The following is a 13,302-nucleotide window of genomic DNA, read 5'->3' as shown; positions in this document are numbered from 1 at the left end:
TTCGGAGGATGGTGCTATTGGGTTCCGCCGGCAGCTTCGCTCGATGCCGCGATGGTTCTTTCCATCACCGGCATGAAGCCTTCGACCATACGGGCAACGCCCTTGGCGTTGGGGTGCATGCCGTCTTCGAGCTGCAGCGATTTTTCCGTTGCGACACCGTCCATGAAGAACGGATAGAGCGGAACATCATATTTGGCGGCAAGACGCGGGAAAATGGAATTGAACTTGTCTTCGTAGTCGCGGCCCATGTTGGGCGGCGCCAGCATCCCGGCAATGATGACCTTGACGTTGCGCTGCTTCAGCCGCTCGATGATTTCGGAAAGGTTCTTCTCGCTGATTTCCGGCGAAATGCCACGCAGGGCGTCATTTGCACCAAATTCCAGGATCACCATATCCGTGCCGTCCGGCACCGACCAGTCGAGACGCGAAAGGCCGTCGGTTGTGGTTTCACCTGCAACACCGGCATTGGCGATCGTGACGTCGACGCCCTTGTCCTTCAGGGCCTTTTCGAGCTGCGCAGTGAAGGAATCCCGGACCGGCAGTTCGAAGCCCGACATCAGGCTGTCACCGAAACCGACGACCGCGAGCGGTCGATCGGACACGGCATTTTGATTGGCCAAGGCCAGCGACGGCAAGGCAACAAGGCCAATTGAAACCAGTATTTGCATCAACGGTTTGAATCTCATTTTGGGCTACCCATATCAGACCAACTGCGGCGACTCGGCCCGACCATATCGCAAAGGATGTCAATTCGTGACTAATTCCATGATCGCGCTCGATCACATTGAGTTGACGCTTGGCAGCGGGGCGTCCTCGGTGCATGTGCTCAAGGGGGTTTCGCTCAATATCAACGCGAGCCAGTCAGTCGGTATCGTCGGTCCCTCGGGCTCCGGCAAATCGACCTTGTTGATGGTGCTTGCCGGGCTTGAGCAGGTCGACTCCGGCTCGGTCGAGATCGCCGGCGAAAGGCTCGAAAGGATGAACGAGGACGCGACGGCCGCTTTTCGCGGGCGCAATATCGGCATCGTCTTCCAGTCATTCCATCTCATTCCGAATATGACGGCGCTGGAGAATGTCGCTGTTCCCCTGGAGCTTGCCGGCAATCCCGATGCCTTCGCCATTGCTGAACGGGTCCTGGCCGCCGTCGGACTTGCCGACCGGGTGACCCACTATCCGGGGGAGCTTTCGGGCGGCGAACAACAGCGTGTCGCCATTGCGCGGGCGTTGGCGCCATCGCCGAAAATACTTATCGCCGATGAGCCGACCGGCAATCTCGACACGGCAACAGGCAAGCAGATTGCCGACCTCTTGTTCGAGAAGCAGCGCGAGCTTGGACTGACGCTGGTGCTCGTCACGCACGATGCCGCGCTTGCCGGGCGATGCGACCGGGAAATCCGCGTTCGGTCCGGCAAGATTGAAAAGGATGCGGATGCGCCGGAGCTGGCGAAATCCGCATGAGGGAGACAGCATCGTCCAGGACAGCGCCGTCGCTCAAACTTGCTTTCACTTTTGCCCTGCGTGAAATGCGCAGTGGCCTGTCCGGCTTCTATATCTTCCTTGCCTGTATAACGCTCGGCGTCGCCGCGATCGGCGGCGTCAACTCGGTGGCGAACGCGGTCAGTGCCGGCATCTACTCGCAGGGGCAGAGCATTCTTGGCGGCGATCTCAGGTTTCAGCTCAATCAGCGTGAAGTGGATGTGCAAGAGCGCGCTTTTCTTGAAAGCAAGGGGCGTGTGGCGGTCAGCGCCAATATGCGGTCCATGGCAAGGCTACCGAATGGCTCGGACCAGTCGCTTGTCGAGCTCAAGGCCGTCGATGGCGCATATCCGCTTTACGGGTCGTTGGTGACAACGCCGGCGGGCGATGACAAGACGTTGTTCGGTGAGGTGAACGGGGTCTATGGCGCAGCCGTCGCGCAGGTTCTGCTCGATCGTCTCAACCTCAAGCTTGGCGATCAGGTTCTCGTCGGAGGGGCGAAGTTCGAACTGCGGGCGGTCATCGGCAACGAACCCGATCTGCTTTCCGACGGCTTCGGCTTTGCGCCGCGCATGATGGTATCCCTGCAGGGGCTCGAGGCTGCCGGCCTCGTTCAGCCCGGAAGCCTCGTCGAGCACAGCTACAAGCTTGCGCTGCCCGCGGGGACCGATGAAGCTGCGCTCACCGCCATACGCGACGAAGCCAAGGAGAAGTTTCCGCAAGCCGGTTGGAGTATTCGGGGCCGGACAAATGCCGCGCCTTCACTCAGCGCCAATATAGAACGCTTTTCGCAGTTCCTGACCCTCGTAGGCCTGACGGCGCTGATCGTCGGCGGCGTCGGGGTCGCGAATGCGGTCCGCGCCTATATTGATGGAAAGCGCGGGGTCATTGCCACATTCAAGTCACTCGGCGCCCCCGGCTGGTTCGTCATTGCTGTTTACCTCTCGCAAATCTTGATGATTGCGCTCGTCGGTATTGCGATCGGCCTCGTGCTTGCCGCGATCATCCCCTATGTGGCGGGCTATGCCTTGCAGAGCGTGTTGCCGATAGCGGCCAAGGGCGGCTTCTATCCGGGCGCATTGGCATGGGCTGCCCTGTTCGGTTTCCTGACGACACTCGCCTTCGCCATTCTCCCATTGGGGCGGGCCCGCGACGTTCCGGCGACGGCGCTTTTCCGCGAGCAGGGCTTCGAGCAGCGCGGTTGGCCAAAGCCTGCCTACATCATCGCCGCTGCTGCCGTCATCGCGGTGCTTTGCGCGCTTGCCATCTATTTTTCTTATGACAGGCGTATCGCCACGATCTTTATTGGCGCGGTGGCGTTTTCCTTCCTCGTCTTGCGCGGCGTCTCGGTATTCGTGCAATGGCTCGCACGCCGTGCCCCGCGGGTTCGCTCGACGGCGTTGCGGCTCGCGATCGGAAACATCCATCGCCCGGGCGCGCTCACCCCCTCGGTTGTGCTGTCACTGGGGCTCGGCCTGACGCTTCTCGTTACGCTTGGCCTCATCGATGGCAGCCTGCGTCAGCAACTCGCCGGCAATCTCCCTGAGCGGGCGCCGAATTTCTTCTTCGTCGATATACAGAGCCGCCAGGTGGACGAGTTCAAAGGCGTTCTGCAGAAATCGGCTCCCAACGGCAAGATCGTCAGCGCTCCCATGCTGCGCGGGCGCATCATCGCCTTGAACGGCACGGACGTTACCAAAATGACCATTGCGCCGGAGGGCGCGTGGGTCCTGCGCGGCGACCGGGGCATTACCTATGCGAAGAGCGTGCCTGAAAACTCGGCGCTGACCAAGGGCGAATGGTGGCCCGCCGACTATTCCGGCGAACCGCTGGTTTCGTTCTCGGCGGAAGAGGCGACAAATCTCGGCCTCAAGGTCGGGGATACGGTGACCGTCAACGTGCTTGGCCGCAATGTAACGGCGCGTATTGCCAATCTAAGGCAACTGCAATGGGAATCGCTCGCGATCAACTTCGTGATGGTTTTTTCGCCCAATACATTTGCGGGCGCGCCGCATGCCTGGCTGGCGACTTTGACGGACCCGACCTCCACTCCGCAGGAAGAAGCTGCGGTCATGCGCAACGTGACCCAGGCGTTCCCCGCGGTCACGACGGTGCGGGTCAAAGATGCAATCACCATTGCCAACGAGCTCGTCGGCCAACTCGCCGTCGCCATTCGCGCCGCAGCTTCCGTGGCACTGATCGCCTCGATTCTTGTCCTCGGCGGGGCGCTCGCAGCCGGCAACCGCGCTCGCGTGCACGATGCTGTAGTGTTGAAAACGCTTGGCGCGACCCGGCGCACGCTGATCAAGGCTTTCAGCCTTGAATATATGCTGCTCGGTCTTTCGACGGCCATTTTCGCGCTTCTCGCCGGCAGTGCGGCAGCGTGGTACGTGGTGGTGCGCGTCATGACGCTGCCAGCCTATTTCCAGCCCGAAGTCGCGGTCATGACCGTCATTATCGCGCTCGTTTTAACGGTCGGTTTTGGGCTTGCTGGAACCTGGCGAATTCTTGGACAAAAGGCTGCGCCGATCCTGCGAAACCTCTGAAATCGTTAAACGAGTGCGATTTTTACCAATTTACTCATAATTTGGCGCGCTAACACGCAATCTTGAGTAGTTGAGGTCTTGTTATGGACCCGAGGAATCCCCATAATTCGTCGCAAGGCATGCTGGGGTCCCGCCAGCGGCGCCTGGGGAATAACCCGACACCCGACGGGACGAAGCAAATGAGGAAAACCATGGCTGACTATCGCAATATCCAGGCCCGCACATCGGCCGGAATGCGTGTGGACGCGGGGATCGATCAGGGTCTGCGCAGCTACATGCTGAAGGTCTACAATCTAATGGGCATCGGTCTCGCAGTGACCGGTCTCGCTGCGCTCGCCACCGTTTATTTCGCGACAACCAATGACCCATCTCTCGCCGCCGCACAGTTGCCGAACGGCAAGATGCTGACCAATCTCGGTGTTGCCCTCTACGGCTCGCCGCTGCGTTGGGTTGTCATGCTCGCGCCGCTTGCCGCAGTGTTCTTCTTGAGTTTCCGCATTGAGCGGATGAGCGTATCTGCCGCGCAGACCACATTCTGGGTTTATGCTGGACTTGTCGGTCTCTCGCTGTCCTCGATCTTCCTGATTTATACCTCGGGAAGCATCGTGCAGACCTTCTTTATCACCGCCGCATCGTTCGGTGCACTTTCGCTTTATGGCTACACCACGAAGCGTGATCTGTCCGCGATGGGCTCGTTCCTGTTCATGGGTCTGATCGGCATCATCCTTGCGTCGCTGGTCAACATCTTCCTTGCATCGAGCGCTTTGCAGTTCGCAATCTCGGCAATCGGCGTCCTGGTCTTTGCAGGCCTGACTGCCTATGACACGCAGCAGATCAAGGAAATGTATTACGAAGGCGACGCTTCGGACACCTATGGCCGCAAGGCAATCATGGGCGCCCTGCGGCTCTACCTCGACTTCATCAACATGTTCATGTTCCTGCTGCAGTTCCTGGGTAACCGCAACTAGGCTTCGAGCATGGAAAATAACAAAAAGGGCAGCGGAAACGCTGCCCTTTTTCGTTGAGTGTAATTCCTCGCCAGAGTGACGGGTTCCCACTTTAAATTGCCGGCAAAGACGTGCATGAAACGGGCACGATCATTTTATCCCTGTGAAAGCCAATGTCAGAGATTCATATCCGCCCGGCGCAGCCAGCCGACCTCGCGAGCATCACCGAAATTTACCGCGATGCCGTCCTCCACGGCACGGCTACCTATGAGATCGACCCGCCGGACCAGGCGGAAATGACGAAGCGGTTCCACGCAATCACCACGGACGGCTTTCCCTATATCGTCGCCGAACTGGACGGGGCCGTGATTGGCTACGCCTATGCAAGCTATTTCCGCACGCGTCCGGCCTATTGGTGGTCGGTGGAGGATTCGATCTATATCGCGCCCGACGCTAAGGGAAAGGGCTTGGGCAAGCAACTGCTCAGCCAGTTGATCAAGGACTGTACCTCCCTTGGTTTCCGGCAGTTTATCGCCGTCATCGGGGATGGCCACGAGGATTCCGCTTCCGTTAGGCTCCATACCCGCGCAGGGTTCGCATATTCCGGCACAATCAGGGCCTCCGGCTTCAAGCACGGACGCTGGCTCGATACTGTGCTGATGCAGCTGGAGATGAATGGCGGGGCGCATACGCTTCCCGGCAAGCCGCCCTTGCGAAGCGAAGACGCTTAAACGCGTCAGCCACGCACGAGGCTCAAACCCTTGTCGAACACCTTCAAGACGCGGTCGAGGTCGTGGCCGCGCTTGAGAATAAGACCGCTCGCCGCGATAACGCTGTAGGCGCCCTGCTTGCGCGCAAGTTTCGGGTTCTTTACCACCCGAAACATCGGAACCTCGCTGGCCCTGCGAAAGATGGAAAACACCGCCCGATCCATCAAGTGGTCAATGGCGTAGTCCCGCCATTCGCCAGCGGAAACCATGAAACCGTAGATTCGAAGGATCTGATCCAGTTCACGCCGGTTGAAGGTAACGGGCAACTCGCTACTGCGTGTGAGGGGGATTAAAGTTGCCTGCTGTTGCGCTTCGTCGCCACCTGCATTGCTGTCCATCAATCATCCGCCTTTGTATGCCGTGTGACACCTGGATGACATCAGGGTGACCTTTTCTGCGCCGATTTACAAGTCCGGAATGATTTCCGAAAGGCGACGACGAGGGTTAGGAACCGGTTTTGCTATGATGTCACGAAGAAATACGCACTGTCTCCAATGGTGATTATTGGACACATTCTCGCCATTTTCTGTTCGCATTGCCGCCCGATTCCGCACCCAACATCCCTCGCATGTTGTCTGAGACGGTTCGGTCTTGACAGTCCGATACCCCAAGCCCCCCGCCCAACGGGTTGTTTGGGCCGAACCATCAGTCTCCCTGAATGGCAACATGCCCCAATATCTCAGGCCGGATTTATCCGGCCTGTTTTTGTTTTGAGAGCGTCTTTGGCTACTGTTTGGCGGCCATGATCGACGCGCCGATAATTGGTCCTGGCTGGCCCTCGCCAAGCATTTCCTGCAGAAGCACGGCACATCCGGTCGACTTCTTGCTGGCAATTTCGCTGATCGGTATTTCAATCTTCTGGGCCTTGCCGTCCCACATGCCGACGGTTTCCATCGCACGCACGCTGTTGGCATAGCTGACTTTGCGCCCGATGTTTTCGCCATCCGGAATGGCCACGATGGACTCGCGATTGAAATAGGCGAGGAGGACGCGAACAGGTTTTGCCGGCACCGGTCCTTGGCCGATGTCGATGACGAGGCGGTCGGGCGTTGCCTTGGCAATATTGACGGGAATGGTAAGGCCCGAAACGGTATCGCGCATCTCGGCGATGCGGCGGCGAATCTTCTGTCCATCCTGTCCGTTGACGTGGACACGGCCGTTGATAATCACCTGGGGCGTATAGACGCCGTTGAGGCCCAGTGCGACGCGATAAGCATTCTGGCGTTCGGTGTTTTCAGGCAGGGCGAGCGTGTCGATCCAGCCGCGATAATCCCAATAGTCCACGTGGAAGGCGAGTGCGACGACCTTGCCTTCGGCGACGAGTTCCTTGAGTACCGCGTCCGCGGGAGGGCAGGATCCGCAACCCTGCGACGTATAGAGTTCGACAACGCCCTCGGGTTTCTTGCCAACATCATCAGCGCAGACCGGAAGCACATAGGCGGCCGCAGCAATGAGCGGTGCGCCGATCAGCAAGCGTCTGGAAAGTTTGCGCAGATACACGGGTTAGATTCTCTTCCCAATTCGAGTGGGATTGTTGTCGGATAAAAGGATTGCGAGAAGATTGATAGGAGCCGCCCTTTTCAAGGGGAAGTCACTTTGAGGTGAATTCGATCACGTTTTGGCTCACATTCGTTCAAAAGGGCCGCCGATCACTCGGCGGCCATTCAATACTCATGTCGCTGGAGCGTCAGGCGGCGAGATCGCGCAGCACGTACTGCAGGATGCCGCCATTCTTCAGATATTCAAGCTCGTCGATCGTATCGATGCGGCAGATGAGCGGCACCTGTTTGACACTGCCATCGGCATAGGTGACCGTGGCGAATGTCTTCTGGCGCGGCTGGATCGTGGCAAGCCCGTCGATCGAGACGATTTCGTCGCCCTTGAGGCCGAGCGACTGCCAGCTCGTGCCGTCTTCGAGAACGAATGGCACGATTCCCATGCCGACGAGATTCGAACGGTGGATGCGCTCGAACGACTGAGCGATAACGGCGCGGACGCCGAGAAGGCTGGTGCCCTTGGCCGCCCAGTCACGCGACGAACCATTGCCGTACTCGACGCCGGCGAAGATCACCAGCGGCACATTCTCCGCACGATACTGCATGGCAGCATCGTAGATCGGCATTTCCTCCTTGGAAGGATAATGGATCGTGTAGCCGCCTTCGCGGCCGTTCTCACCAAGCATGTGGTTGCGGATGCGGATATTGGCGAAGGTGCCGCGCATCATGACCTCATGATTGCCTCGACGCGTGCCGTACTGGTTGAAGTCGAGCGGGGCGACGCCGTGATCGGTGAGGTACTTCCCGGCAGGCGAAGCCGCCTTGATCGAACCGGCCGGCGAAATATGGTCGGTGGTGATCTTGTCACCGAAGAGACCAAGGATGCGTGCACCCTTGATATCGTTGACCTTGCCGGGCGTCTTGCCCATGCCGACGAAGTAGGGCGGGTTTTGCACATAGGTCGACTGGTCGTCCCACGCGTAGGTCTGGCCGGCAGGCGCCTGCACAGCCTGCCAGTTCTCGTCACCCTTGAAGACGTCGGCATATTTCGATGCAAACAGTGCGCGGGTAACGTTCTTTACGATGAACTCCTGGATCTCATGCGATGACGGCCAGATGTCCTTGAGGAAGACCGGGTTGCCGTTCTGATCTTCGCCGAGCGGCTCGGTGGTGAGATCCTTCGTCACCGTACCGGCGAGCGCATAGGCGACAACGAGCGGCGGCGAGGCGAGGTAGTTCGCCTGAACGTCCGGGGAGACACGGCCTTCGAAGTTGCGGTTGCCCGAAAGTACGGCGGCCGCGATCAGGCCCTTGTCGTTGATCGTCTTGGAGATCGGCGCCGGCAGCGGGCCGGAATTGCCGATGCAGGTCGTGCAGCCAAAGCCAACAAGGTTGAAGCCAAGCTTGTCGAGTTCCTTCTGCAGTCCGGCGTTCTCGAGATAGGCGGCAACCACCTGCGATCCGGGGGCAAGCGATGTCTTGACCCAGGGCTTCGACCTCAGGCCCTTGGCGGCCGCGTTGCGGGCAAGGAGCCCTGCGGCGATGAGGACGCTCGGATTCGAGGTGTTGGTGCAAGAGGTAATCGCGGCGATGGCGACGTCGCCATGGCCGAGATCGTAGTCCTCGCCTTCAACGGCGTAACGGGCGTCGAGCTGCGTCGTCTTCTTGTATTCTTTCTGGAGGGACTCGTGGAAGCCGGAAGCGATGCCTTCCAGCGCAATGCGGCCTTCAGGACGCTTCGGTCCCGCCATGGAGGGCACGACAGTGCCGAGATCGAGTTCAAGTGTGTCGGTGAAGACCGGATCCGGCGAATCGCTCTCGCGCCACATGCCCTGCGCCTTCGAATAGGCTTCAACCAGGGCAAGGCGGTCTTCATCGCGGCCCGACATGTGCATGTAATTGATGGTTTCACCATCGATCGGGAAAAAGCCGCAGGTCGCGCCGTATTCCGGACCCATATTGCCGATCGTCGCCCGGTCGGCCAGCGTCATGCTTTCGAGACCTGGTCCGAAGAACTCGACGAATTTGCCGACGACACCCTTCTTGCGCAGCATCTGGACGACGGTGAGAACGAGGTCGGTGGCGGTGACGCCCTCCTTGACCTTGCCGGTCAGGCGGAAGCCGATAACCTCCGGAAGGAGCATGGAGACGGGTTGGCCGAGCATGGATGCCTCAGCCTCGATGCCGCCAACGCCCCAGCCGAGCACGCCAAGGCCGTTGACCATCGTCGTGTGCGAATCGGTGCCGACGCAGGTATCGGGATAGGCGACGGTGACGCCATCCTCTTCCTTCGTCCAGACACCCTGCGCCAGATATTCTAGATTGACCTGATGGCAGATGCCGGTACCGGGCGGGACAACCCGAAAATTCTTGAACGCCTGCTGGCCCCACTTCAAGAAGCGGTAACGCTCGCCATTGCGCTCATACTCGAGATCGACATTGCGCTTGAACGCCTGCGGGTTGCCGAATTCATCGACGATGACAGAGTGGTCGATGACGAGGTCCACCGGGACGAGCGGATTGATCTTCTCGGGATCGCCGCCGAGATTGACCATGGCGTCGCGCATGGCGGCGAGGTCCACGACGGCTGGAACGCCGGTGAAGTCCTGCATCAGCACGCGCGCGGGCCGATAGGCGATTTCAGCGCCAGCGCTGCCGCGGTCGACGAGCCACTTGGCAATGTTCTCGATGTCCTTCTTGAAAACCGAGCGGTTGTCTTCGAAGCGAAGCAGGTTTTCGAGAAGAACCTTCATGGAAAACGGCAGTCGGGAGATGCCTTCCAGACCATTCTTTTCCGCTTCCACCAGGCTGTAATAGACATATTCCTTGCCCCCGACGGTGAGGGTCTTACGGGATTTGAAACTGTCGATTTGAGACATTCTTCGTTCGTCCTTATGCTGCGGCCTAACCCGGGACGAACGCCTTTGCCGCGTTTCAAGGACGCGCTAAGGTGCGGGTGCAGTCATTTCCGCTGTCCGTCCCGACACAGTTTCCCCAACGGGTGTCCGTATCCGAGATCGGCCAAAAATTGTTTCCACACCGACCGCTGGCATGGTTGAGGCCTATATAGAGTTTTTCGCCGATCTGTGCCAGACCGACATTTGGCAAAAATGCATGCTGCGTCGAAATGATCACGCGGCGATTGGGGATAGACGAGAGCGGGCAAAACATGCGGTTAGTCGCCGAAAAACTGGCTGGAGAGCGCGGCGGGGAGACGCTGTTTTCCGATCTGGACTTCACGGTGGCGGCCGGAGAGGCGCTGTTGGTGACGGGTCCGAACGGCGCGGGGAAATCGACGCTCCTGCGAATCATCGCCGGGCTGCTTGCCCGCTCCGCTGGCTCGCTGCGCGTGGTCGAGGGTTCGGAAAACTCGGACGAGGTGGCGCAGCTTGCCCACTACCTTGGGCATCTCAACGCCATGAAACCAGTGCTCAGCATCGAAGAAAACCTGGAGTTCTGGCGCGCGTTCAATGGAGCGGGAAAACGCTCCGTCATTGCCGCGCTCGACAAGGTCGGCCTTGGCGACATCGCGCATCTTCCCTTCGGCTATCTTTCGACAGGCCAGAAGCGCCGCGCCAGCATTGCCCGGCTTCTCGTCAGCGACCGTCCGCTGTGGCTGCTCGATGAGCCCACTGCAGGATTGGACAAGGCGTCGGAGCTGCAATTTGCCGGTCTGATGCAGGAGCACCTTGGAAATGGCGGTATCGTGATCGCGGCGACACATCTTCCGCTTGGCCTCGAGGTCGCGGGTGAACTCAGGCTGGGAGCGTCCGCCTGATGGGAGCGCTCTTTGTTCGGGAAGTACGGCTTGGGCTACGATCGGGAGCCGGTATCCTCATCGGCGTTCTATTTTTTCTTGCCGTGATTGCTGTCGTTCCGTTCGGCGTTGGCCCCGATCTCAAACTGCTTGCACGCATAGGTGCGGCTATGTTGTGGATAGGGGCTCTGCTCGCCACCTTGCTCGGTCTCGACCGGCTGTTCCAGGCAGACCGCGACGACGGCTCGCTCGACCTCCTGATCATGGCCTCCGAACGGCACCTCTTGACGCTGACGGTGCTGGTCAAATGCCTCGCGCACTGGACGGTCAGCGTGCTGCCACTGGTGGTCGCCTCGCCGCTGCTTGGCCTCTTCATGAACATGGAACCTGCCGCAATTGGTGCGACCACGGCAACGCTGCTTGTCGGAACGCCGGCGATTACCCTGATCGGCGCCGTCGGCGCTGCCGTCGCCGTGTCCTTGCCCCGGGGCGGGCTCCTCGTATCCGTCATAGTCCTGCCGCTGACTGTGCCGGTCCTCATCTTCGGCGTCTCTGCGTCCTATGGCGCAGTTGAAGATCCCGCGCCGTTTCTGGCACCCTTCCTTATTCTCGCTGCGATTACTCTGTTTTTTGCAGTGCTGGGACCACTTGCGGCTGCAGCGGCGCTGAAATCGTCGGCGGACTGACAGGGAGGTGAATTGCGCAACGGGCACCGGAAAGCTAAGAAACGAGCATGAGTGAGACTGTTTCAAAGACCGGACGCTGGATCGACTGGGCAAACCCCACGCGGTTCATGAGCTTTGCCGGGGTGATCCTGCCATGGCTTGCCGGGCTGACGCTGATCGTTCTGGCGGGCGGGCTGTGGATGTCGATGCAGGCGCCGGACGATTACCAGCAGGGCGCGACGGTCAAGATCATGTTCATCCACGTGCCTTTCGCCTGGCTTTCGATGATGTGCTATACGATCATGACCATTGCTGCGCTTGGCACGCTGGTCTGGCGTCACCCGCTCGCCGACGTTTCCGCAAAGGCCGCGGCGCCCATCGGCGCAGTCTTCACGGCTCTTGCGCTTATCACCGGCTCGCTTTGGGGCAAACCCATGTGGGGCACATGGTGGGTGTGGGATGCGCGGCTGACCTCGGTCTTCGTGCTGTTCCTCATGTATCTCGGCATCATCGCGCTCACCCGCGCCATGGATGATCCGGCGAAATCTGCAAGGGCGACGGCAATCCTGACGCTTGTCGGTTTCATCAACATTCCGATCATCAAGTTTTCCGTCGATTGGTGGAATACGCTGCATCAACCGGCATCGGTTTTTCGCATGGGCGGTTCAACTATTGACGGTTCGCTGCTGCGGCCGCTGCTCGTCATGGCCATCGGATTCACGCTCCTATTTTTCACCCTGCACCTGATGGCGATGCGCAACGAAATCTGGCGTCGCCGGGTTGTCGCCATGCGCCGTGTCGCGGCCCGCAATGCCGACCGGGGGCCGGTGCAATGAGCAGCCACGCGGGGTTTGTCATAGCCGCCTATGGCGTATCATTTATTGCGCTCGCCGGATTGATCGGGTGGGTCTTCATCGACCAACGCCTGCAAAACCGGGCACTGCGTCAACTGGAGTCGCGGGGCGTGCGTCGTCGCTCCGAGGGGAAGGGTGCGCAGCCTTGAGCCAGCAGGAAGGACTTCAGCCGCCGCGGGCCAAACGCAACTCGTTTTTCGTATTCCTGCCACTGATCATCTTCATCGGCCTTGCCGCGATCTTTGCTTTTCAGCTCGCATCTGGGCGCGATGAATCGGTCATCCCTTCCGCGCTGATCGGTAAGCCTGCGCCGGCGTTATCGCTGCCGGCAATCTCGGGATTGGCCCGGAACGGACAGCCGGTCGGCGGTCTAGATCCGGCAACCTTCAAGGGCCAGGTGACCCTGCTCAATGTCTTTGGTTCCTGGTGTGTGCCGTGCCGAATGGAACATCCGCTGCTCATGAAATTGGGTGAGGACAAGCGGTTTCAGCTTGCCGGCCTCAACTACAAGGACAAGACCGAGAATGCGCTGGGCTTTCTTCGTGAGCTTGGCAACCCATATGCCGTGGTCGGTGCGGATGACAGCGGACGCGCCGCGATCGAATGGGGTGTTTATGGCGTTCCCGAAACCTTCCTGATTGGTCGCGACGGGAACGTCGCCTTTAAGCATGTCGGACCGCTCAGCGAGACGTCGATCCGCGACGAACTCATGCCGGCCATTGAGGCGGCGCTCAAAGCAAATCAATAATCGTCGAGGGCAGCTTAAATCATTCCGTCTTCCGCTGGAGTGA

The 13,302-nt window shown here is 59.6% G+C and carries 13 protein-coding genes; 9 read left to right on the top strand and 4 right to left on the bottom strand.

Annotation, left to right across the window (positions count from 1 at the left end; genetic code table 11):
- Nucleotides 1-14 precede the first annotated feature (14 nt).
- A complete protein-coding gene (locus HQ945_RS15545) occupies nt 15-686 on the bottom strand; it encodes an arylesterase (protein ID WP_174208258.1) in 672 nt (223 codons plus the stop codon).
- Nucleotides 687-765: 79 nt separating this feature from the next.
- On the opposite strand from HQ945_RS15545, the gene HQ945_RS15540 reads away from it, so the two are divergent.
- The 4 genes from HQ945_RS15540 to HQ945_RS15525 all read left to right on the top strand — a co-directional run bounded on the left by HQ945_RS15540 (nt 766) and on the right by HQ945_RS15525 (nt 5,700).
- Complete coding sequence (locus HQ945_RS15540; RefSeq protein ID WP_174208295.1) at nt 766-1,458, top strand: ABC transporter ATP-binding protein; 693 nt, start codon at nt 766-768, stop codon at nt 1,456-1,458.
- Complete coding sequence (locus tag HQ945_RS15535) at nt 1,455-4,022, top strand: ABC transporter permease (protein ID WP_174208257.1); 2,568 nt, start codon at nt 1,455-1,457, stop codon at nt 4,020-4,022. Before HQ945_RS15540 ends, HQ945_RS15535 begins: the two co-directional genes overlap by 4 nt.
- A gap of 191 nt (nt 4,023-4,213) precedes the next feature.
- Complete coding sequence (locus HQ945_RS15530; RefSeq protein WP_027230973.1) at nt 4,214-4,990, top strand: Bax inhibitor-1/YccA family protein; 777 nt, start codon at nt 4,214-4,216, stop codon at nt 4,988-4,990.
- Between the two features lie 152 nt (nt 4,991-5,142).
- Complete coding sequence (locus tag HQ945_RS15525) at nt 5,143-5,700, top strand: GNAT family N-acetyltransferase (RefSeq protein ID WP_174208256.1); 558 nt, start codon at nt 5,143-5,145, stop codon at nt 5,698-5,700.
- A 5-nt stretch (nt 5,701-5,705) separates the two neighbouring features.
- On the opposite strand, the gene HQ945_RS15520 is transcribed toward HQ945_RS15525, so the two are convergent.
- From HQ945_RS15520 to acnA, 3 genes are all read right to left on the bottom strand, one after another.
- The gene (locus HQ945_RS15520; protein WP_027230975.1) at nt 5,706-6,077 is read right to left on the bottom strand and encodes a DUF2794 domain-containing protein; all 372 of its coding nucleotides are present in this window, start codon (nt 6,075-6,077) and stop codon (nt 5,706-5,708) included.
- Between the two features lie 388 nt (nt 6,078-6,465).
- Complete coding sequence (locus HQ945_RS15515; protein ID WP_174208255.1) at nt 6,466-7,239, bottom strand: DUF1223 domain-containing protein; 774 nt, start codon at nt 7,237-7,239, stop codon at nt 6,466-6,468.
- Nucleotides 7,240-7,426: 187 nt separating this feature from the next.
- The gene (gene acnA / locus HQ945_RS15510; RefSeq protein WP_113279966.1) at nt 7,427-10,114 is read right to left on the bottom strand and encodes an aconitate hydratase AcnA; all 2,688 of its coding nucleotides are present in this window, start codon (nt 10,112-10,114) and stop codon (nt 7,427-7,429) included.
- A gap of 290 nt (nt 10,115-10,404) precedes the next feature.
- Between acnA and ccmA the strand changes: the two genes are divergently transcribed.
- From ccmA to HQ945_RS15485, 5 genes are read left to right on the top strand one after another with little or no spacing between them, the layout of a single operon-like run.
- Nucleotides 10,405-11,013: a heme ABC exporter ATP-binding protein CcmA gene (gene ccmA, locus HQ945_RS15505; RefSeq protein ID WP_174208254.1), complete on the top strand. Its 609-nt coding sequence runs from the start codon at nt 10,405-10,407 to the stop codon at nt 11,011-11,013.
- Nucleotides 11,013-11,678: a heme exporter protein CcmB gene (ccmB, locus tag HQ945_RS15500; RefSeq protein ID WP_027230979.1), complete on the top strand. Its 666-nt coding sequence runs from the start codon at nt 11,013-11,015 to the stop codon at nt 11,676-11,678. Before ccmA ends, ccmB begins: the two co-directional genes overlap by 1 nt.
- Nucleotides 11,679-11,725: 47 nt before the next feature.
- Nucleotides 11,726-12,493, top strand: coding sequence for a heme ABC transporter permease (locus HQ945_RS15495; RefSeq protein ID WP_174208253.1), 768 nt, complete (start codon nt 11,726-11,728; stop codon nt 12,491-12,493).
- Nucleotides 12,490-12,660 (top strand): heme exporter protein CcmD, encoded by a 171-nt coding sequence (gene ccmD / locus HQ945_RS15490; RefSeq protein WP_174208252.1) that lies wholly within the window; start codon nt 12,490-12,492, stop codon nt 12,658-12,660. The genes HQ945_RS15495 and ccmD overlap by 4 nt, the downstream gene beginning before the upstream one ends.
- Nucleotides 12,657-13,259 carry a DsbE family thiol:disulfide interchange protein gene (locus tag HQ945_RS15485; protein ID WP_174208251.1) on the top strand — a complete coding sequence of 201 codons (603 nt, stop codon included), beginning with the start codon at nt 12,657-12,659 and terminating at the stop codon, nt 13,257-13,259. Before ccmD ends, HQ945_RS15485 begins: the two co-directional genes overlap by 4 nt.
- Nucleotides 13,260-13,302: the final 43 nt, after the last annotated feature.

Source organism: Phyllobacterium pellucidum, assembly GCF_013327855.1.
Lineage (GTDB): Bacteria > Pseudomonadota > Alphaproteobacteria > Rhizobiales > Rhizobiaceae > Phyllobacterium > Phyllobacterium pellucidum.
This window is presented reverse-complemented; position numbering and strand designations above follow the sequence as displayed.

Coding starts and splice junctions, on each gene's coding strand:
- HQ945_RS15540 (WP_174208295.1), top strand. CDS start 766: ATGATCGCGCTCGATCACATTGAGTTGACGCTTGGCAGCGGGGCGTCC.
- acnA (WP_113279966.1), bottom strand. CDS start 10,114: ATGTCTCAAATCGACAGTTTCAAATCCCGTAAGACCCTCACCGTCGGG.
- HQ945_RS15530 (WP_027230973.1), top strand. CDS start 4,214: ATGGCTGACTATCGCAATATCCAGGCCCGCACATCGGCCGGAATGCGT.
- ccmD (WP_174208252.1), top strand. CDS start 12,490: ATGAGCAGCCACGCGGGGTTTGTCATAGCCGCCTATGGCGTATCATTT.
- HQ945_RS15535 (WP_174208257.1), top strand. CDS start 1,455: ATGAGGGAGACAGCATCGTCCAGGACAGCGCCGTCGCTCAAACTTGCT.
- ccmA (WP_174208254.1), top strand. CDS start 10,405: ATGCGGTTAGTCGCCGAAAAACTGGCTGGAGAGCGCGGCGGGGAGACG.
- HQ945_RS15520 (WP_027230975.1), bottom strand. CDS start 6,077: ATGGACAGCAATGCAGGTGGCGACGAAGCGCAACAGCAGGCAACTTTA.
- ccmB (WP_027230979.1), top strand. CDS start 11,013: ATGGGAGCGCTCTTTGTTCGGGAAGTACGGCTTGGGCTACGATCGGGA.
- HQ945_RS15525 (WP_174208256.1), top strand. CDS start 5,143: ATGTCAGAGATTCATATCCGCCCGGCGCAGCCAGCCGACCTCGCGAGC.
- HQ945_RS15545 (WP_174208258.1), bottom strand. CDS start 686: ATGAGATTCAAACCGTTGATGCAAATACTGGTTTCAATTGGCCTTGTT.
- HQ945_RS15495 (WP_174208253.1), top strand. CDS start 11,726: ATGAGTGAGACTGTTTCAAAGACCGGACGCTGGATCGACTGGGCAAAC.